This is a genomic window from Myxococcus sp. CA039A, from assembly GCF_013336645.1.
Taxonomy (GTDB): domain Bacteria; phylum Myxococcota; class Myxococcia; order Myxococcales; family Myxococcaceae; genus Myxococcus; species Myxococcus llanfairpwllgwyngyllgogerychwyrndrobwllllantysiliogogogochensis.
This window is the reverse complement of sequence record NZ_JABUMQ010000032.1, coordinates 32614-51944: the sequence shown is the minus strand read 5'-3', so window position 1 is coordinate 51944 and position 19331 is coordinate 32614. Positions and strand designations below refer to the sequence as shown.

Annotated in this window: 14 protein-coding genes; 6 read left to right on the top strand and 8 right to left on the bottom strand. The window is 68.4% G+C overall.

From position 1 onward, the window contains the following. Nucleotides 1-296: 296 nt before the first annotated feature. A complete protein-coding gene (locus HR086_RS07910; RefSeq protein WP_217439210.1) occupies nt 297-2333 on the top strand; it encodes an ATP-binding protein in 2037 nt (678 codons plus the stop codon). Nucleotides 2334-2404: 71 nt separating this feature from the next. Here HR086_RS07910 and HR086_RS07905 read toward each other — a convergent pair whose 3' ends face one another. Then, a complete protein-coding gene (locus HR086_RS07905; protein WP_174465276.1) occupies nt 2405-3559 on the bottom strand; it encodes a hypothetical protein in 1155 nt (384 codons plus the stop codon). Between the two features lie 131 nt (nt 3560-3690). After that, complete coding sequence (locus tag HR086_RS07900; RefSeq protein ID WP_174465275.1) at nt 3691-5667, bottom strand: HEAT repeat domain-containing protein; 1977 nt, start codon at nt 5665-5667, stop codon at nt 3691-3693. A 595-nt stretch (nt 5668-6262) separates the two neighbouring features. On the opposite strand from HR086_RS07900, the gene HR086_RS07895 reads away from it, so the two are divergent. The 3 genes from HR086_RS07895 to HR086_RS07885 all read left to right on the top strand — a co-directional run bounded on the left by HR086_RS07895 (nt 6263) and on the right by HR086_RS07885 (nt 8607). Then, nucleotides 6263-7423 (top strand): VCBS repeat-containing protein, encoded by a 1161-nt coding sequence (locus tag HR086_RS07895; protein ID WP_174465274.1) that lies wholly within the window; start codon nt 6263-6265, stop codon nt 7421-7423. A 69-nt stretch (nt 7424-7492) separates the two neighbouring features. Continuing rightward, a complete protein-coding gene (locus tag HR086_RS07890) occupies nt 7493-7924 on the top strand; it encodes a hypothetical protein (protein WP_141643445.1) in 432 nt (143 codons plus the stop codon). Further along, nucleotides 7921-8607 carry a hypothetical protein gene (locus HR086_RS07885; RefSeq protein WP_174465273.1) on the top strand — a complete coding sequence of 229 codons (687 nt, stop codon included), beginning with the start codon at nt 7921-7923 and terminating at the stop codon, nt 8605-8607. Before HR086_RS07890 ends, HR086_RS07885 begins: the two co-directional genes overlap by 4 nt. Before the next feature lie 65 nt (nt 8608-8672). Here the strand turns inward: HR086_RS07885 and HR086_RS07880 are convergent, their stop codons facing one another. The 5 genes from HR086_RS07880 to HR086_RS07860 all read right to left on the bottom strand — a co-directional run bounded on the left by HR086_RS07880 (nt 8673) and on the right by HR086_RS07860 (nt 14820). Continuing rightward, nucleotides 8673-9509 (bottom strand): Hint domain-containing protein, encoded by an 837-nt coding sequence (locus tag HR086_RS07880; RefSeq protein ID WP_141643443.1) that lies wholly within the window; start codon nt 9507-9509, stop codon nt 8673-8675. A gap of 45 nt (nt 9510-9554) precedes the next feature. Further along, nucleotides 9555-11126 (bottom strand): M4 family metallopeptidase, encoded by a 1572-nt coding sequence (locus HR086_RS07875; protein ID WP_373564271.1) that lies wholly within the window; start codon nt 11124-11126, stop codon nt 9555-9557. Nucleotides 11127-11292: 166 nt separating this feature from the next. Beyond that, nucleotides 11293-12105, bottom strand: a complete 813-nt coding sequence (locus tag HR086_RS07870) for a hypothetical protein (protein WP_174456873.1) — start codon at nt 12103-12105, stop codon at nt 11293-11295. 46 nt (nt 12106-12151) lie between these two features. Beyond that, nucleotides 12152-13897: a M1 family aminopeptidase gene (locus tag HR086_RS07865; RefSeq protein WP_174465272.1), complete on the bottom strand. Its 1746-nt coding sequence runs from the start codon at nt 13895-13897 to the stop codon at nt 12152-12154. Nucleotides 13898-13983: 86 nt separating this feature from the next. Further along, nucleotides 13984-14820 carry a Hint domain-containing protein gene (locus tag HR086_RS07860; RefSeq protein WP_174465271.1) on the bottom strand — a complete coding sequence of 279 codons (837 nt, stop codon included), beginning with the start codon at nt 14818-14820 and terminating at the stop codon, nt 13984-13986. A 476-nt stretch (nt 14821-15296) separates the two neighbouring features. Here HR086_RS07860 and HR086_RS07855 point away from each other — a divergent pair, with 476 nt between their 5' ends. After that, nucleotides 15297-17330, top strand: a complete 2034-nt coding sequence (locus tag HR086_RS07855; RefSeq protein WP_141643439.1) for a neutral/alkaline ceramidase — start codon at nt 15297-15299, stop codon at nt 17328-17330. A 292-nt stretch (nt 17331-17622) separates the two neighbouring features. Continuing rightward, a protein-coding gene (locus tag HR086_RS07850) for an IS5 family transposase (protein WP_174459508.1) occupies nt 17623-18425 on the top strand; the annotation gives its coding sequence in 2 pieces (ribosomal slippage) (nt 17623-17968 and nt 17968-18425; 804 coding nt in all). Between the two features lie 61 nt (nt 18426-18486). Here the strand turns inward: HR086_RS07850 and HR086_RS07845 are convergent. Further along, nucleotides 18487-19050 carry a YceI family protein gene (locus tag HR086_RS07845; protein ID WP_174457492.1) on the bottom strand — a complete coding sequence of 188 codons (564 nt, stop codon included), beginning with the start codon at nt 19048-19050 and terminating at the stop codon, nt 18487-18489. Nucleotides 19051-19331: the final 281 nt, after the last annotated feature.

Genomic DNA, 19331 nt, shown 5'->3' with positions numbered 1-19331 from the left:
GGTGGGAACCGGGCGACCAGGAGTGAACCTTCTCCGCCTTCATTGACTTCCCGACATTCGCCGGCTCTATGCTGGAGAAGACGTCGCCACCGGGAGGGGCACAGGGTGTTGGACAGGCTTCTGGCAGCCATGTGCGCTGCCTGGACGCTGGACCCCCGCCGAGGGCGCAGGAGGCCGAAGTGGCAGACGAGCGGCGGGACGTGGGGCGTGTCGAGGCCCCGGTACCGGTTCCCGAGGCGAGCGCGGGTGGCCATTCCTCCCGAGCACCCTCGTCATCCCCAGACAGCGGGGCCGCGATGGCGCGGCGTCTCCAGGTGCTGGAGGGGCTGCTCAGCGAGGTGGTGTTCCAACTCGACGCCCACGGCCGCGTCGCCTACCTGGGTCCCGGCTGGGAGAAGCTGACCGGGACGCTCGGGGCGGTGTTCCAGGGCCATCCGCTGCTGGAGGCCGTACACCCCCCGGACCGCGAGGCGGCGAGGACCCTGCTGGAGGCCGTGGCCACGCAGCGGCTCCCGGACGCGCGCCAGGAGCTGCGCCTGTCCGTGGGCGATGACGCGCGGTGGGTGGTGCTGGCCGCCCGGAGCGTGCCGGGCCTGCCTGGCGAGGTGGTGGGCACGCTGCTGGACATCGACTCCCGCCGTCGGGCCGAGGAGGCCGTCGCCACGCGCGAGCGCTACCTGGAGACGATGGTGGAGGTGCAGCGGCGGATGATGCCGCACCAGCTCCCCGTGGACCTGTACGCCTCCGTGGTGGAGCCGCTGGGCCGCGTGTCCGCCGCCAGCCGTGTCTACGTCTTCGAGATGCACCGCAGCGCGGAAGGCGCGCCGCTCGCCTCGCAGCGCGCGGAGTGGTGCGAGCCGGGGATTCCTCCCAACCTGGAGGACCCGAACATGCACGGCCTGCCGCTCCTGGAGGCGCTGCTGCCCGAGCAGGCCTCCGCGCTGATTCGCGGCGAGCCGGTGCAGGGCCTGCCCTGGAGCTTCACGCCCGTGCTGAGGCCGATGCTGGAGGCGCAGGGCGTGCGCTCGGTGCTGCTCCTGCCGCTGCACGTCCACGGGCAGCTCTTCGGCGTCATCGGCTTCGACAACTGTCGCGAGGCGCGGCCCTGGGGGCCCATCGAGGTCAACCTCCTGTCGGGCGCCGCGGGCACGCTGTCGCTCGCGCTGGAGCAGCGCACGGACAAGGCGCTGCGCGTGCGCACGGAGACGACGCTGCGGCGCACCGAGGCTGGCGTCCACCTGCTCATCGAGGCCTTCCCGGACCCCGTCATGGTGCACGTGGGGGACGGCGTGCTGCTGTCGGTGAACCCGGCGCTGGTGCAGTACCTGGGTTACCGGGACGCGTCGGAGCTGGTGGGCCGGCACGTATTGGAGCTGGTGCGCGAGGAGGACCGGAGCGCGGCGCAGCTCTACCTGGGCCAAGCGCTGGAGGGGAAGCGGGCGGCGCGCGCGGTGGAGGTGCCGCTGGTGCGCCGCGACGGCGAGACGGTGGTGGCGGACCTGGTGACGCTGGCCGTCGTCTTCGACGGAGCCCCCGCGTGGGTGACGATGGCGCGCGACTTCACGGAGCGAAAGCGCTCCCAGGCGCAGCTCATCCTCGCCGACCGCATGGCCTCCATGGGCCTGCTCGCCGCCGGCATCGCGCACGAGCTGAACAACCCGCTGGCCTACGTGCTCTCCAACCTGGACTTCCTGCACGCCACGGTGGGCCCGCGGGCGCGTCCGCTGACGCCCGATGACCTGGTGGAGTGCCGCCAGGTGCTGGACGACGCACGCGAGGGCGCCGAGCGGATGCGGCAGATTGTCCGCCAACTGCGCGTCTTCTCCCGCGTGGAGGACAACCGCGAGGAGCCGGTGGACGTGCACCGGGTGCTCGACTCGGTGGCTCAGATGGCGGCCAGCGAGGTGCGTCCCCGGGCGCGGCTGGTGAAGAGCTACGGCGTGGTGCCTCCGGTGCGTGGCAACGAGGGCAAGCTGTTCCAGGTGTTCCTCAACCTGGTCATCAACGCCGCGCACGCGATTGAAGAAGGCCAGTCGGAGACGAACGAGATTCGCATCACCACGCGGCCGGAAGACGGCGAGCGCGTCCTGGTGGAGGTGCGCGACACGGGGGGCGGCATCCCTCCGGAGCACCTGCGCCGCATCTTCGACCCGTTCTTCACCACCAAGTCCGCGGGCCTGGGCACGGGCCTGGGCCTGTCCATCTGCGACACCATCGTCACCGCGCTGGGTGGCCACATCTCCGTGGAGTCGTCCGTGGGCGTGGGCACCACCTTCCGCGTGGCCCTGCACGCCTCGTCCCCGCTGGACACTGTCGCCCGTCACGGCCTGTGAGCCCGGGCGGCGACTGACTCCACCTCGCGCGCGTGACTGGCCCGCGAGGTGGAGCGTCTTCTTTCAGCGCGTCAGCTACAGATGCCCAGGGGCTGTGAGCCCTCGACTCCCAGCAGCGTCCGTTTGTGGGTGATGCCGGCCCACTGGGCAATCGTCACCCACCAGGTCTTCTTGAAGAAGAGGATGCGGACGCGGGCGAAGGCCTTCAGGGTCCCCGAGAGCGTGTTCAGGTCCAGGTCCGTCTTCAGCTTCCAGTCGAGCGTGCAGACAGGCCAGAACACCTCGCCCGAGGCGGGCAGGGTGGCGTTGATGAGCGCCAGGCTGCCCTCCACGCCGAAGGCGACGATGATGACATCCACTGACGCGGATGCGGCGACGTTGGACCAGCCGCCCGGTATCGCCGACAGCCGCGCCACCGTGGGGCCGATGAGCCCCTGCACCGCCAGCTTCACGCCGCCGGAGAGCGACGCCTTCACGGTGATGGGCACCGGCCCCACCATGAACGTATTGGAGGCGGAGAAGAACGTCCGGCTCCAGTTGATGGGAGGCGGGGAGTACGTGGCGTAGAGGCTGGTGGACCAGACCTCCTGGCCCAGCACGTAGAGCGCCGCCGTGCCGCTGTTGTCGCCGCCGTTCTGCCCCACCACCTGGGCGCGCCCGCGCACCACGTCGTGCTCCGAGGAGAACACGGCGGCGAAGAGCCTGCCGTCCGCCACCGCCACGACTTTCTTGTCCGCGTTGATGGTCGCCGTCTCGGCCGTGAGCAGCGCGCTGAGGTGGTAGCCCGCGCCGAAGAGGCTGTTGCCGAACTTCTCCGTGCGCACGTAGGACTTGTTGAAGGTCTGCGACGGGTTGGTCCACGGCATGATTTCCGTCGGCGGAGGGACCTGGTGCTGGAACGCCTCCGGGATGACCGCCTGCTGGACGTCGATGTTGTGCGTGAAATCCGACGCGTCGTACTGGAGCTGGCCTCCCGTCCGGTTCGTCTCGTCCTGGAGGATGGCGTACTCCTGGGTCGTCGTGTAGCTGGCACCCGGGACGAACGGCGCGACCTGCGACTCCCACGCCACCTTGTTGTTGAGCGTGTAGCCCGGGGCGTAGACGGCGAAGGGATACTTCGAGGGCTGGACGACGTAGGGGTTCGGGTCGACGTAGCTCTGCGCTGCGCCGAGTCCTGGAACCACGGCCAGCATCATCGCGACGAAGCGCGACAGTGCCCTGTTCATGTGGGCCTCCGGGGGATGGGTGGAAGGCCGATTATTTACTCCGGGTGAAGTCGTTGGATGTGATTGATTCGTGAAAACACGGTGCGAGCCGGGTCGGTATGTCTGACTTTCCACGGTCCGTCGCGTCAACTTCAGGGCGCTGACTGAGAGGGAACAGGCGTGGTGGGGGTTTCCACGTACGTGGTGGCCATGCGACGGATGTCGGGATTGCGCTCGTGCTGGCTCGCCCAGCGCAGCAGGGCCAGGGCGCCGGGTGTGTTGCCCCGGTGCTGGCCCAGAAGCTGGATGATATCGGAGCGCACGCCGTCGGACACGTCCTCTCGCAGCGCCTGTCCCAGCACGGGCAGCAGCAGGGGCTCCAGGGGACGGAAGCCGCAGGCGAAGACCGCGCCCCGGCGCACCTCCGAGACAGGGTCGTTCACCAGACGCTCCAGCAGCAGGCGGTCCGCCTCCGGGCCGGGAATCCCCCGCAGCGCCACCATGGCCGCCTCGCGGACCTTCACGGAGTCGGAGCGCAGCGCGTCCGCGATGGACTCGAGCGCGCCCGGAGCCCGCGTGTTGCCGAGCGAGCGCAGCAGCAAGGCCCGCTGCTCCGCGTTCGTCGCGGCGCGGTAGTCGTTCTTCAACTCCTGCACCAGCGCCTCCGAGCCGCGCGCGTCGGTGTCGTTCATCTGGAGCGCGGAGTTGCCCAGGGCCAGCGTCGCCGTGCCCCGCAGCCTCGGGTCCTCGCTCCGCGACAGCTGGCGCAGCGTGTCCACGCCTTCGCGGATGGGGTTGTCCGCCATGCCCAGCGCGGAGACCGCGTCCATGCGCACGTCCGTCGTCAGCGCGGTGTCGACGGTGGCCGACGCCAGGGCGCGCAGGGACTCGGGCGTGCTCGCCGCGGAGAGCGCGCCCAACATGGCGCTCGCGGCCAATGGGGACAGGTCCTTCGAGCGCAGCAGGGCGGGGATTCGCGCGGCCTCCTCGGGGTGGAGCAGCAGCAGGGCGCGCAGTTGCTCCAGGGCCCGCGTCCGCGCGTCGTCGCGGGCCTTCTCGTCGGTGGGCAGCGCGAGCAGGTCCGCGAGGATGTCCTCGAAGCGACGCGAGCCGAGCACCTGTCGATGATGGGCGAGCGGGTCCGTCGCCTGCCCCTGGAAGGTGGCCAGCGCGGCGGTGTTCAAGAAGCCCGCGCGCGCGGCGAAGGCGTCGCGCAGCGAGGGCTCCTGTCGACGCTCCAGCAGGCGCAACGTCAGCTCCGTCGCGTTCGTCACCGTGGGCAGGCCCTCGCCCGGCTCCACCGTGAGCTGCTCGCGCGTCTGGACGCTCTGGAGCCACGCGCCCTCACCCAGCTCGAACGTGGAGCCGCCGCCGACGCTCATGCGCAGTTCGGTGCCCAGCGGCTGGAGTCCCTGTGGCGTGGCCACGGAGGTATAGGCCCGCTTGCGCTTGTCGAAGCGGGTCGTCCCCTGGCGCTGGTACTCCGCGACGTACTGGCCGGAGGTGTCCTGCTCTTCGGTTCGCCACGTCGTCCCGGGGACGCCGTTCACCACGAACTGGGAGGACGCCAACACCGAGCGCAGCAGCCCGCGCGCCAGCTCGTCCACGCCCTGCTCGAAGTGCGTCAGCGACACCGCGCCCGTCCTGTCCAGCGTCGCGAAGAAGGGCAGCGACAGCGCCGCCACCATCGCCTGCCGCGTCTCGGGCGACAGCGCCCCTTGTCCCTCCACTTCCAGCCCGAAGCTCGCCGGTCTCAGGTGGAGGCGGACGAGGACGGTGTCTCCCTCGGCGGAGACGATGCCCACGTCCCACTCACCCTGGAGGGCGAAGCGCATGCCCTGCGCCGTGGCCGCGGCCGGGTTCTTCTGTTGGCCAAAGGACACTGTCAGCCCCAGGCTCAACGCGTGACGGTGGAGCGTGCCCGGCACCCAGGCGCGTCTTCCGGCCTCGTCGCGCGCGTCCGGGACGGCCTCGGCGGGTGCTGGGCTCGTGGAAGCCCGCACCATCGCCGCCGCGTTTCCCACCGGGGCGGAAGATGCTTCCCCCGCTTGCTTCCACCACACGGCGCCCAGCCCCAACAGGAGCAGGAACGCCGCCAACCCGACAACGTGCAGCCGCTTGCGGCGCATGGAGTCTCCCGGGGACGCTTCCTTGACAGGGGTGTGTGTCCCAAACCACGCTTGTCATTGAATGACTGGGAACGCCAGCGTTCCGAGAATATAGCGAAACCCCTTATCGTGGGGCTGACATGCTGAATCGACTCCGCTTTCGTCATCTCATACCCGGAGTGTGCGAGGTTCGAAGTGCTTCGCGTCCGGGGCCGTGGCGCTGGCTGGTGGGATTCTCGCTGGCGTTGCTCGCGGCCTGTGGCGCTCGGGAGGACCTCCCACCGCCTGGCGCGCTCGGCACCCAAGGTCAGGCCGTCCAGGCCGTCCGCACGTGCCCTGTCGCCCAGGTCTCCTCGCTGTCCGACTCCTGCATGGGCTCCTGCCATCTGGGGTGCGGGGACGGCTTCTGTCAGGCGGGCGCGGAGACGGAGGCCACCTGTCCGGGCGACTGCTGGTGCGGTGACGGAATCTGCACCGCGGAGACGGTGAACACCTGCCCCGTGGACTGTGGGTGTCCCGGTGGGCTCACCGCGGCCTGTCCATCGTCGGACCCTTCATGTTCCCGCGCCCTTGGGGACCCCTTCGCGGTTCCCCTCCTCCATCCCTAGGACGCACCATGTTCCGCTTCCACCACCTCCTGCTGGGCTGCTGCGCGGGGCTGGCGTGTACGTCCTCCACCATCTCCCCGCGAGTCCTCTCGGACGCCCAATGGCTCGGCTTCCCGGAGGCCCGCGTGACGCTGTCGGCGGGGGGCTCCAAGGCGAGAGGGCTGCACGTCGCGGACGTGGACGGCGACGGCGTGAAGGACCTGGTCCTCGTGGCCTCGCAGGAGGAGCAGGTCTGCATCCACCAGGGTGTGGGGAGGGGAGGCTTCGCGGCGCCCCGGTGCCTCGCCGCGGGGACCACGCCCATGGACGTGGCCGTCAGCGACGTGAATGGTGACGGCCGCCAGGACCTGCTCATCGTCGGCCACTTCTCCAACGCCCTCACGGTGCGCCTGGGTGCGGCGGATGGCGCGTTCCTGGCGGGAATCCCCTACTCGCTGGGCAATCACTCGCAGCAGGTGCGGGTGGCGGACCTGGATGGGGACGGGCACCTCGACGCGATAACGAAGAACGCGGGCTCGGCGGGCTTCTGGAACATCACCTCCCTCAAGGGCCGGGGCGACGGCTCCTTCGGTGAGGCCGTGCCGCATTCAGTCACCGGACTGCCTCGGGATTTGGTGGTCGCGGACGTGAACGACGACGCGCTGCCCGACGTCCTGGTGCTCAACACCAACAGCTTCACCGTGGACATCCTGCTCGCCAGGAAGGACGAGAAGCTGACCGCCGTCCCTCCGCTCAAGCTCAGCGGGTCCGCGGATGACGAGCCCTTCCGGCTCGCTCCCGTGGAGGTGAATGGCGACGGCAGGCTGGACCTCGTCATCACCCACGGCCTGTCGGACAGTGGCTACCTCTCCCTGCACCTGGGCGACGGCAAGGGCGGCTTCACCTCCACCCAATCCATCCTCGCCAACGAGCCAGGAGAGGTGGTGGTCGCGGACTTCAACCAGGACGGGCGCAGCGACATCGCCCACGCCGGCATGTCCGGGGGCGTCTACTTGCTGCTCGGAGCGGCGGACGGCCAGCTGGGGGCTCCGATGCGCGTGGCGTCCAGTGTGACGCCCACGTCCCTGGTCGCCGAGGACCTGGACGCGGATGGCTTCCCCGACCTGGCGTGGACGACGCCGGATTCCGTGGAGGTCCTCCTGGGCTCCACGACTCGTGGTGAGCCCTAGCCGCGCTCGGCTCGGCAGCGACGTCGGTTTTTCGCGGCACCTTGAGATGCACCCCTCGTGGAGGTTGGCATGAAGCAGCTCTGGCTCGTCGTTGGTCTGGTCTTCGTCGGCTTCGCGAGCCCCTCCTGGGCGCAGCTCAGTGGCCGGTGCGGTGGGGATGACAACCTCACGCCGCAGCAAGTCCCGGGGCGCAACGCGTGGGCGCGCAAGTGCGGCTACATCTCCGCCGCGAAGGAGGCCATCCTCAACGCGGACAGCGAGTACCAGGTCTTCGCCAACGGCTGTTTCCAGTACCCGTGCTCCACGAACAGCTGTCAGTTCTTCGTGCCCGTCTCCGCCAGCGCGCCCTGTGTGGCGGGGCTCGTCATGCTCGGCTCGTGCGTGGCGGCGAGCACCGTGTCGCTCCCGAGGGGCTCCGTGCTGGCGTACCTGGACGACTCAGAGCCCGCGTGGCCCATGTGGCTCCAGCACGCCCCGCGTCACTCGGCGGGCCCTACATGAGCGCGGCGGCCCCTGGCCGCTTCGTCCAGCGTCTCTCGGTGGTCGTGGCCTGCCTGACGTGGGTGGCCTGCAATCCCGTGGACCCCGAGGACTCGCGCGAAGCGCTCGGTGAGTCCTCCCAGGCGCTCCCTATCTGCCAGTGCCCGTTGCAGTACCTCCGGCCGGGCGAGGTGGTGGATCCGCTGCAGCCCCAGTGCCCCTATTACGAGTGCGAGAACTCCTGCGGCGACGGGTACTGCGGCCCGCTCGAGGACTCGTGGAGCTGCTCCTGGGACTGCGGCGCGCCCTCCGTGTGCGGAAACGGCACGTGTGACTTCGGCGAGAGCGAGGGGACGTGTCCCTCCGACTGCTACTGCGGAGACGGCTGGTGCAATGGCGAGTCGGTGTACTCGTGCACCGTCGACTGCGGCTGCCCCAATCCCTGCGGCAACGGGACGTGCGGCGCGGGCGAGTCCACCGCCAACTGTCCCGGGGATTGCGGCTCGGCGTGTGGAGACGGCGCCTGCAATGGGACGGAGGACGTGTTCAGCTGCGCCGCGGACTGTGGCTACTGCGGTGACGGCTACTGCGCCGGCTCGGAGACGCGCTACTCGTGCAGCCAGGACTGCGGCTACTCCTACCCGTGCCTCCTGCCCGTCGAGCAGTGCCCCCTTCAGCCGCTCACCCCCGACGCGCCCCGCTGAGGGGAGGCTGGGACTCCGGCGATTCACACAGCCGGAGTCCCAACCCGAGGGCTCAACGCGCGGGCCTACAGGCCGCTGACGTCCACGTCGTCACGCAGGGACAGGCGGTAGTCGTCCTGGGCCCACTCGTTCTGGAAGCGCACGGAGCCGGTGAGGAAGCCCTCCGCGTTCATCACGTTCTCGAGCTTCACCTGGCTCTCCGGCCGGACGTTCCAGACCTGGCCCTTGAAGTTGAAGACGGTGACGCGGCTCAGGTGCAGCTTCACGCCGTCGGCGCCCAGCAGCGTGTCGCCGGCCTGCAGCGTGCGGGCCTTCACCATCGTCCCGTCCTCCAGGACCATCGGGTGCTCCGCCGTCACTTCCAGGCGGCGACCCTCCTGGGTCTCCAGGGTGAAGATGTCCTCCTGCGTGTCGCCCGCGACGAAGCTGCGGATGGTCTGCTCGCCATAACGCAGGAAGCCCGCCTCCGAGTCAGGGCTCAGGGCCGTCACGGTGGTGAGCCCGGACGCGTACGCCTCCGGCACCGGCAGCATCCGCCCACCGAAGGCGACCTTCTGGCTGGGCGTGGTGCAGCCGGCGACGCAGGTGCCCAGCTTGTTCAGGCCGGTGATGCACTCCGCGGACTCGACGGCGGGGACGAAGAACGTACAGGACGAGCCCGCGGGCACGGCCGGGTACGCGAAGCAGCCGTTGGTGAAGACCTGGTACTCGTTCTCCGTGTTCAGGTACGCCTCGCGCGTGGCGGTGATGAGGCCGCACCTGCGGGCCCAGGCGTTGCGGCCCCGCGCGAGGTCAATCGTGGTGAGCTGGTCATCCTGGAAGCAGCGCGTGGACAGCTGCGCCAGGGCGGTGCTCGAAAGACAGACAGAGAAGACTGCGACGGCGATGAAGACATTCTTCATGGGTTCTCCTTGAGGTGATTGGGAATGGACTGCGCTTGGAGTCGCCTACGGCACGCCCGCGGCGCCCCAGGCGTCACGCACCGCGTTCACGACGGAGGCGTCGTAGCGGTCCTGGGCGGCCTGGACGGTGTAGGCCTTGGCCTGGGACATCGTCGTGGTGGATGTGTAGTAGTTCGTCGCGGCGAAGTAGAAGGTCTGCGCCGCGCGGTTCATGCCCACGCCCGCCACGTTGATGGGCGTCTTGCCGCGCGGGTGAGTGCCGCCCGTCACGAGCAGCTTGAAGACCAGGTTCTGGATGCCCGAGTTCCAGTGCACACCGCCGTTGTCCGCGGTGCCCGTGTAGCGCTCGGGGTAGTAGTCCTTGGACGAGCCGTCCCGCGTGGGGTTGTCCATGTAGCGGAGCGCATCCCCGCCGATGTTCGGCGTCCAGATGTCCTCGCCAATCTTCCAGACGTCCGCGTCGATGGCGCCGCCGCGAGCCCAGCTCTCGCAGATGGCGGCGGCGATGTCCGACAGGCTCTCGTTGAGCGCGCCGGACTCGTTGCGGTACACGAGCCCCGACTCGTACTGCGTCACGGCGTGGGTGATTTCGTGGGACACCACGTCCAAATCCAGGCCGAGCTGACCGGAGTTCACTCCGTCGCCATCGCCGAACACGATTTGAATGCCGTCCCAGTACGCATTCACGTACGAGGCGCCGTAGTGCACGGTGCTGGTGATGGTGGCGCCCCGGTCATCGAACGAGTCGCGACCGAAAATCGTCTCGTAGCAGGCGTACGTCGTGCCGACGTGGTCGTAGTTCACGTCGACATGATTGTCGCCCGTGGCCGCGCCGAGCTCGATGCGGCGCAGGGTGCCGGGCGTGGTCCACTGGTTGTTGGCCGAGTGGATTCGACGATTCTGGGCGGAGTGGATGAGCGGCTGCACGTCGAGCACCCGGCCCGACGCCGCGTCCACGTAGACGCGGTCCCTGGCGGGCGAGTCCTCGCGAGTGCCCGCGCGCGTCACCTCCCAGGCGGAGGCCAGCGAGCCCTCGGCGCCCAGGAAGTAGACGAAGCGGGGCTCGCCCTCGACGACGAGCGTGTCGAGCCCCTCCAGCGCCGCGCGCTTCACGTCGTCGATGGGGAACCGCGCGAGCGTCGCGGGCTCACCAGCGCCTCGGGCCGAGCCATTGGCCGCGTACACCAGGCCCGCCGTGTTGACGTGCAGCACCAGCTCGCCCCCCACGACGCGGATGCCCTGGCGCGTCTGGTCATAGCGGATATGCGTGAAGCCCAGGTCATCCACGCGGCTGGAGCGCACCGTCAGCTCCTCCGCGCGCAGGCCGAACACCGGGGCGATGGCGCGCAGCGCGGGCGCGAGCGCGTCACCGGCCTTGAGCGCCGCGAGCGCGGTGTCCGCCGTGCCCAACCGTCCCCGGATGAAGCTGGGGGTGCCGTCCTTCCCCACGTCGACCACTTCCACGCGGCCCAGCGCGGCGAGGGCGTCCTGCCGAGTCTGCCGAGCTTGCCGGGTGCTGTCCCGCGCCTCGGCCGGGTCCGCCGGGACGTCGCCGCACGCGACGCCCACGACGGCACAGCACGCTCCAATCAATCCCTGTTTCCAAGTCCGAGTCACGACGCGCTCCTGTCTTCTGGTGGGTGTTGCTTCACGGCTCCAGCGCGGGCGCGACCACCCTGTCTCCGGATGGGTGGGCGAGCCCTCCTCGCTGGCACTTCGGGACACACGAGGCCCCCTCCGCCCTCGGCGGACAGGGTGCTCCTGGGCCCATCACGGCCGCGGATTAGAGGTGTGCTGTCATCCGCTGGACTTCGTCGGGGCTGGCCCCCGACTCCGCCAGTCCGGCGACGAGCGCCTCGCGCAGCAGGTTCTTGAGCCGGGGGTTCTCCAGCTTCGAGTACGTGTCGACGGCCAGCTGCCGGTCCACCTGCGCGAGCCGGAACAGCAGGTCGTACTTCTCTCCGACGAGCCCCTTCTTCACCGAGTCCGGCAGCGCGCTGTCGATGGGCGACAGCGCCAGCGACGTCATCGCCTCGCGGGCGGTGGGCTCCTGCGGCGCCAGCTCGAAGAGCAGGTCAATCATCGCCATGCGCTCCAGCACCGGCTCGGGCTTGGTCTCCAGGAACTGGGCGCCGGCCGGCAGCTGCTGGAGCGCCGTGGGGTCCGCCAGCTCGTTCCTCAAGCCGATGATGCGCGCGCCGCCTTCCCGCGTGAGCTCCTCGACGAAGACCTCCTTGCGGAAGAACGCGTTGAAGCGTCCGGCCCGGTACTCCCTCGCGGACACCCGCGCGGCCTCTCGCTGCTCCTTCGCCACCCGGGCCTCGTCGGTGGCTGGCGCGGCCTCGGATGGCGTGGGAGCGGGAGCGCCCGGGCGTCGCGGGAGCGCCGCGGTGGGCTGTGGAGAACTCGTGGGCTTGTGCGCCTGGGACGCCGTGTCGGCGGGAGGCGGCGGGGTGGAGGGCGTGTCGGCGCCCTTCAGGGTGACGAGTCCGTAGAGCCCCGTGCCTCCGAGGACGAGCAACGCGAGCCCGGGTCCCATCATCCGCCAGCGTCTGGGAGGCTTTGGCTTGGCGCTCTCGGGGGGATGTCCGTTCATGGGGCCTGCGCTCCTTGTCGATGACGACGCGATTCGATGAGAGGGGTTAGAACAGCCAGCGCGGCGGAGGCGGCTCGTCGGAGACTCCGAGGAACCTGCGGTTGACCACCCGGTTCTCCGGGTCCACCGTCACCTGCAGCACGGGCTCGGGGAAGGGCACCGTCACGTGGAGGGTGTCCGACTCGGGCTCCAGGCCGTAGTCGAGCGTGACGAGCTTGGATTGCGTGGCGCCTTCGAGCAGCACGTCCACCGCGACGGGGTAGTGCGTTCCGGAGACCGAGCGTTGGAGGGCGGTGAGGGTGACGTCGCCGTCGTCCTCCTCGGTGCTCACCTCGAAGTAGGGCCAGTCCGGGTCACCCGCGCCGTGGACCCAGGCGTCGAAGTACGGGCCCAGGTTCTTGCCTGATGCCTGCTCCAGCGCGGCGCGCAGGTCGTCGACGCTCCGGTCCCCGGGCTGGGACAGGAAGCCCTTGATGCCCCGGAGGACGGCGTCCTGGCCGAGCAGCGGCTCCAGTTGGAGGAAGAGAATCATGGGCCCGGTGCCGTAGACGTCCGACGCGAGCGAGAGGAAGACGGGCGGCGGGTCATCCTGCGGCTGCGGGTAGTACGCCGCGGTGCGCGCCAGCCGGTCCCAGTACGCGCGTGTCTGCTCCGCCTCGCCCGAGGGGCGCGCGCGCAGCTCGTACAGGTACGTGAGGTATTCGGCGATGGCTTCCTTCCACACGAAGTCGAAGGGCCGCGACAGCGTGGTGCGATTGCCCGCCCACTGGTGCACGACCTCGTGCATCAGCGTGTGCATCGTCATGTTCGCGTAGTCGCGCCGCAGGTCCGGCAGGTCCTCGCGGAGGATGAGGTTGGCGGGGTGCTCCACGCCCAGCCACTCCGTGGGCGCGCCCGCGACGCGCAGCTCCGTGCCGTAGGGCAGCGGCCCCAGCTCACCGATAATCCAGTGCAGGTACGCCTTCACGTCGTTGGCGTTGAGCGAGGCCGCCAGCTTCCCGCCGGGCACCTCGTAGAACACCAGCTTGAACTTGTTGGACACCTCCGTGAACGTGCTGGGGACCCAGGCGGGGTTGGAGGCCACGGCGAAGGACGAGTACGTGGGCGCCTTGGTGAGGCCGGTCAGCGTGCACTTCGTCGTGGTGTTGTCCGGACGGGTGCGCTGGCCCGGGCACACCACGCGCTCGTTCTGCGCGTGCTTGATGGTGAAGACATACTGCGCGAGCTGGTCCGTGCGGTCGTCACAGGGGCCGAACCTGTCGCAGCCCTCCACCCAGTTGAGCAGGTAGGAGAACGTGTTGCCCGCCTTGTCCGTGCGGCGGGAGAAGCCGACCTGCGTGAAGTCGTACGTCTGGAGGGGCACGGTGAAGCGCGCCTCCAGCTTCACCTGGCCCGCGAAGAGTCCCGGCCCACACACGCGGATGCCGTCCTCGACGGACTCGGACCGCAGCGGGGGGCTCCCGTTCCATTGGACCTCGGTGAGGCCCTGGGGGGCCTTCACCACGAAGCAGTCGCCGCCCGGGGGGTAGACGTCCATCAACAGCGTGGACTTCGCCGCGCCCGTCTGCGTCGCGAACTCGTATTCGTAGCGCGTCACATTGGCGGTGAAGTCGCCCGAGGGCGCCATCGGCGTGAAGGAGTGCGCCCGGGTGTCGAGCGGCGCCTCCTGCTCGGAGGCGTCCTCCGTCGGGCCGCACCCGGTCCCCGTGAGCACCAGGGGACTCCAGGTCAGCGCCATCACCGCGAGACCGCGTGCCACCTTCTTCGCAAACCATCCTGGGATGCTTCGCATGGCGTCCTTGTCGTGAAGTGACGAGCGCGGTGGGACGCGAGAGCCCATGCCCCCTGCGGGCTCTCGCGTCGGTTCAAGCAGGCTGCTCAGAGGCCGTCGACGATGGCCTCGTCACGCAGCGACAGGCGGTAGTGGTCGTCCGCCCACTCGTTCTGGAAGCGCACCGAGCCCGTCAACAGGCCCTCCACGTCGAGCACGTTCTCAATCTTCTCGTGGCTGACCGGCTGCACGTTCCAGGTCTTCCCCTCGTACCGGAACACGGTGACGTCGCGCAGCTCCACCTTCTCGCCCGTGGTGCCGAGCAGCAGGTCGCCCTTCTGCAGCGTCTTGGCCTTCACCATCTCACCGGAGGCGGTGACCATGGGGTGCTCGGACGTGACTTCGACGCGGCGGCCGTCCACCGTCTCGAGCGCGAACACGTCCTCCACGGTGTCTCCGGCCACGAAGGCGCGGATGGTCTGCTCTCCTGTCGTCGGAGCGACGAGCGACGCGTCCTGGGTGAGCGCCGTCACCGTGCGCACGCCCGCGGCGTAGGCGTCCGAGATGGGCCAGTACTCACCGCCGAAGGAGACCTTCTCCTTCGCCGTGTAGCAGCCCGTCACGCAGGTGCCGAGCTTGACCAGGTTGGGGATGCAGGGCGCGGCGGTGTCGGCGGGAATGTAGAAGGTGCAGGTGGCGGTGGGCCCCGTCGCGGTGAAGGAGAAACAGCCGCCGGAGAACACCTGGTACTCGCCTTCGGAGTTCAGGAAGTCGCGCTTCGCCGCGGTGATGTAGCCGCAGTTGTAGGCCCAGTTGTTGCGCCCCTGCGACAGCGTGTAGGTGGTGAGTTGATCATCCGTGAAGCAACGCGTGGACAACTGCGCCGACGCCGTCGTGGAAAGCACCGCGCACGCAAGGACAACCAGATACGACAGTCGCTTCATGGCTTGCTCCGGAAGGCTGATGGAAGTGCTTTGTTTTGCGAGGAAACTGGATATACCCGGGTTCACTCTGCGTAAAGTGTAAATCGACATCTAGTGGGAATCCCTGACTGAAATGTTGGGTGCAATTGATTTGCTGTGAACACGGGTAATCCAGACCGTGACGAAGGTGGCACTGGAGGCCCGTTCTGGTTCAAAAATCACAGCGAACTCCGTGGGTTGGGTGGAGGACCTGCCCCGGGTTCGCGGCCTGCGAGGACAGCTCACCGCGTCAGTCATTGGCGGTTTTGAGTGCGTCTGGTGGGGCCTTGTGATGTCCCAGGGAGGACGCACTCCTGGTGTGGTTCGTGCGTGCCTGGGGCCTGGTGGGAGTGTGGGCCGGCTGACGAGCGATGACGGGACGGGTGCGGGGGGCCAGCAGAGTCTTTATGAGGGGCTCCATCCTGGAGCGGCGCGTCCCATGCGCCTTGGAGGAAGGCATGCGCGCACATCTGTTCCGGCTCGTCCTGGCGCTGAGCTTCGTCCTGGGGACGGTGGCCCAGGGGGCTGTCGCTCCGCTGCGCGGTGCGTCCGGCGACACCTGTGCGGGCAACACGCGCTTCCTCATCGGTGCGGGCATGGGGGACATCACCGGCCCCGCCGCCGAGGTGGGGATGATGGGTTACGGACAGCTCTCGCAGCAGACAGCGGGCATCCACCAGCGCCTGCGCTCGCGGGCCTTCGTCGTCGTCTCGCCGTGCAACGGGCGGCGCGTGGCCTTCGTGAGCGCGGACCTGGGCATGGTCTTCCAGGCGGTGAAGACGCAGGTGGTGGAGAAGCTGCGCGCCCGCTTCGGCGACGTCTACTCCGATGAGAACGTCCTCATCAGCGCCACGCACACGCATTCGGGGCCGGGCGGCTTCTCGCACCACACCTTCTACAACCTGAGCACCTTCGGCTTCGTGCCGCAGAGCTTCGACGCCATCGTCTCCGGCATCGTCACCTCCATTGCCCGCGCGCACTCCCGGCTGGGAGCGGGCACGCTGCGCCTGGCCACGGGAGAGTTGCTGGGTGCCAGTCGCAATCGCTCGCCGGAGGCCTACCGGTTCAATCCCTCCGCCGAGCGTGCCCGCTATGCCCACGACGTGGACACGCGGATGACGCTGGTGCGCCTGACGCGGACGGATGGACGCGACGTGGGGCTCATCAACTGGTTCGCCGTCCATGCCACGTCCATGGGCAACGACAACCACCTCATCAGCGGCGACAACAAGGGCCTTGCCTCCTATCTCTTCGAGAAGGCGCACGACGCGGGTGACACCTTCGTCGCCGCGTTCGCCCAGTCCAACGAAGGGGACGTCACGCCCAACGTGCTCGGCGGGACGAATGGCGGCGGCGCCAACGACTTCGAGGACACGGAGCTGTCCGCGCGGCGCCAGCACGACTTCGCCGCGCACCTGTGGACGCTCGCCACGACGCCGCTCACCGGGGGCGTGGACTCCCGACGCACCTTCGTGAAGATGGACGCGGTGGACGTGGCGCCCGCATACACGGATGGTCAGCCGCGCCGCACGTGTCCCGCAGCCATCGGTGTGTCGATGCTGGCGGGCGCGGAGGACGGGCCCGGCTATGGGGTGGAGGGCGCGTCGTGCTCCACCCTCCATGACCTCTGGAGTCAGTTCACCTGCGCGCTCACCACCACGCCCTGCCAGGGTGAGAAGCCCATCGTCCTGGAGATGGGCAGCATGCTGCCGCACCCGTGGACGCCCAACGTGCTGCCCCTCCAGCTCGTCACCGTGGGCTCGCTCGCGCTGGTGGCCGTGCCCTTCGAGGTGACGACGATGGCCGGGCGCCGCCTGCGTCAGACGGTGCTGGAGCGGCTGGGGCCCGTCGGCGTCACCGAGGTCGTCATCGCGGGGCTCGCCAACGACTACGCGGGCTATGTGGCCACGCGCGAGGAGTATGCCCGCCAGTCCTATGAAGGCGCGTCCACGCACTTTGGGCCCTGGACGCTCGCCGCGCTCCAGCAGGGCTTCGACGGGCTCGCCGTGGCGCTGCGCGACGGGCAGCCCGTGTCACCCGGCCCCACGCCTCCGGACCTGCGCTACATCCAGGCCAGCCTCCAGCCCGGCGTGGTGTTCGACGACAAGCTGCTCTGGGTGGAGTTCGGTGAGGTGCTCACCGACGCTCGCCCGGCCTACGCGCGCGGCGACACGGTGCGCGTCACGTTCTGGGGTGCGCATCCGAAGAACGACCTGCGCCTGGAGGACTCGTACCTGCGCGTGCAGCGCAAGGGCTCCATCGGCGCCTGGGTGGACGTGGCGGATGACAGTGATTGGGAGACGCGTTACCGGTGGGAGCGGGAGAACTGTCTGCCCACGCTGGGGTGCTCGCACGTCCTCGTGGAGTGGCGCATTCCTCGCGATGCCTCGCCAGGCACCTATCGCATCCTGCATGAAGGCGAATGGAAGTCGGGCTGGGATGGGCGCGTGCGCCCGTACTACGGCGCATCGCGCGCCTTCACCGTGCGGTGAGTGGCTCGGAGGTCGGGCCGTGCTCGTGACGCGAGGCGCGTGCCCGCGCGAGGAAGTCCCGCAGCCGGGGTGAGGGGCAGCAGTTGCACGTCGATGCCCGCTGAGACGTCCCAGGTGCGGGCGTGCGCGGAGTCGACGTGCCGCACCACTTCGCCCTCACAGGCGAACTCCTCTTCCCGCCTCGTCCGCCTGCTCCCCAGCCTGAACGTCAATCACGAACTCTGGTTTAGAGGACCTAACAAAAGTCAGGGCTGGGGTGGCCACCGACGAAGGGCATCCCCAGCTTGAGTGCATGGTCCGCGAACTCGTTCCCGACGCCTTCTGGCAGCGTGTGGCGCCGCTGCTGCCTCCGCCGAGACCCAAGAAGAAGCTTGGACGCCCCCGAGCAGATGACCGAGCGGCGCTGGAGGCCATTGTCTTCGTGCTGAGGAGCGGCATTCCATGGGAGATGCTTCCTCGCAAGCAGTTCGGCCTGTCGGGCATGACAGCCTGGCGCCGGCTGGAGGAATGGACCGAGGCCGGGGTCTGGGAAAAGCTCCAACACCAACTGCTGGATGAACTGGGACTACGAGGCAGGGTGGACCTCTCCCGCGCCAGCATCGACTCGTCGTCTGTCCGGGCCTCAAAAAGGGGGCCCTCACGGGCCCAAATCCGACGGACCGCGCGAAGGCGGGTAGCAAGCATCATCTTCTCGTAGAGGCCCATGGACTGCCGCTCACCGAGTCGCTGACGGCGGCGAACGTGCACGACACCCACGAACTCTTTCCCCTCGTGGACTCCATACCTCCGGTGAGGATGCCTTCAGGGCAACGCTGCTTCCGTCCCAGGAAGGTCCACGGGGATAAGGCCTACGCCTCGAAGAAGAACCGGCGCGGGCTTCGAAAGCGCGGCATCGCACCACGAATCGCGCGACCAGGTGTCGAGTCCAAGGAGCGCCTGGGGCGTCACCGTTGGGTGGCGGAGCGCACTCTGGCCTGGAAAAATCAACTTCGTCGGCTCCGTGTCCGTGACGAGCGCAGGGACGACGTCCACTTCGGCTTCCTCGTCCTCGGCTGCTGCGTCATGCTCTTCCGAAGCCTCTATCCTCACATTTGATAGAGGCTCTTAGCGACAGGCAGCAACATCTGGACCCACTCTTTACTTACAGGCCATGGCTTTACCGCTTTGAGACAACGAGGTGGAAGTTGATGACCACTTCGTCTGCGACAACTGAAGTGTCCTTCCATTCGCCTGCGCCAACGTTGAACTCTGTGCGCTTGATTGGCAATTCTCCGTCAAAGATTCGTGTCGAGCCCGTTTCCTTGAGTGCAACAGCTATGACGACGGATTTCGAGTGACCTTTAATCGTCAGCTTGCCGGCTACGTCGTATTTGCCAGCGCCACCTGCCTTGACGGACGACGCTTGGAATGTTGCCCGTGGGTAGGTCGCTACGTCGAACCAGTCCTTGCCGTGCAACCGCTTGTTGTACTCCCCCTCTCCAAGGTCAAAGCTTGCGGTGTCAATGGTCACCTGTACACGGGCTTGTTCAAGATGTGCCGGATCGAACTCAATCGACACATCGAACTTCTTGAACTTGCCATTCAGTGGCACGCCCATCTGTTTCGCTGTTGCCGAGATCGCGCTTTTTGCTCGGTCAAGCTGTGCAAGCGCTGGGGGCGAAGCGGTCAGTGATGCGATAGCAAGAGTCGTGACTGCGTAGCGGCGCAACAAGGTATTCATGGCGTCCCTTTGCTTTCCTAGTGAGGTCGGGCGTGGTGGGGACATTCACTATTTTCCGGAAGGTGACCCATGATCGCCTCTTCCAAACTTCCCACGAGCGGCGAACTGACGGTATGCGTCGTTTCTCTGTTTTTCGGAAATGGACACGACAGCAAGAGTCTCAGGCCAAGCATGTCCGAATTGAGGAAGACCCAGCGCCGCTAAAGATTCTTGCCACCCAACCCCCTGTGTCAGGGAAGAAGTCGCCTCGGCTGACGTGCTGAGCTGACCACCCGATGGGG

Coding starts and splice junctions, on each gene's coding strand:
- HR086_RS07910 (WP_217439210.1), top strand. CDS start 297: ATGGCGCGGCGTCTCCAGGTGCTGGAGGGGCTGCTCAGCGAGGTGGTG.
- HR086_RS07905 (WP_174465276.1), bottom strand. CDS start 3,559: ATGAACAGGGCACTGTCGCGCTTCGTCGCGATGATGCTGGCCGTGGTT.
- HR086_RS07900 (WP_174465275.1), bottom strand. CDS start 5,667: ATGCGCCGCAAGCGGCTGCACGTTGTCGGGTTGGCGGCGTTCCTGCTC.
- HR086_RS07895 (WP_174465274.1), top strand. CDS start 6,263: ATGTTCCGCTTCCACCACCTCCTGCTGGGCTGCTGCGCGGGGCTGGCG.
- HR086_RS07890 (WP_141643445.1), top strand. CDS start 7,493: ATGAAGCAGCTCTGGCTCGTCGTTGGTCTGGTCTTCGTCGGCTTCGCG.
- HR086_RS07885 (WP_174465273.1), top strand. CDS start 7,921: ATGAGCGCGGCGGCCCCTGGCCGCTTCGTCCAGCGTCTCTCGGTGGTC.
- HR086_RS07880 (WP_141643443.1), bottom strand. CDS start 9,509: ATGAAGAATGTCTTCATCGCCGTCGCAGTCTTCTCTGTCTGTCTTTCG.
- HR086_RS07870 (WP_174456873.1), bottom strand. CDS start 12,105: ATGAACGGACATCCCCCCGAGAGCGCCAAGCCAAAGCCTCCCAGACGC.
- HR086_RS07865 (WP_174465272.1), bottom strand. CDS start 13,897: ATGCGAAGCATCCCAGGATGGTTTGCGAAGAAGGTGGCACGCGGTCTC.
- HR086_RS07860 (WP_174465271.1), bottom strand. CDS start 14,820: ATGAAGCGACTGTCGTATCTGGTTGTCCTTGCGTGCGCGGTGCTTTCC.
- HR086_RS07855 (WP_141643439.1), top strand. CDS start 15,297: ATGCGCGCACATCTGTTCCGGCTCGTCCTGGCGCTGAGCTTCGTCCTG.
- HR086_RS07845 (WP_174457492.1), bottom strand. CDS start 19,050: ATGAATACCTTGTTGCGCCGCTACGCAGTCACGACTCTTGCTATCGCA.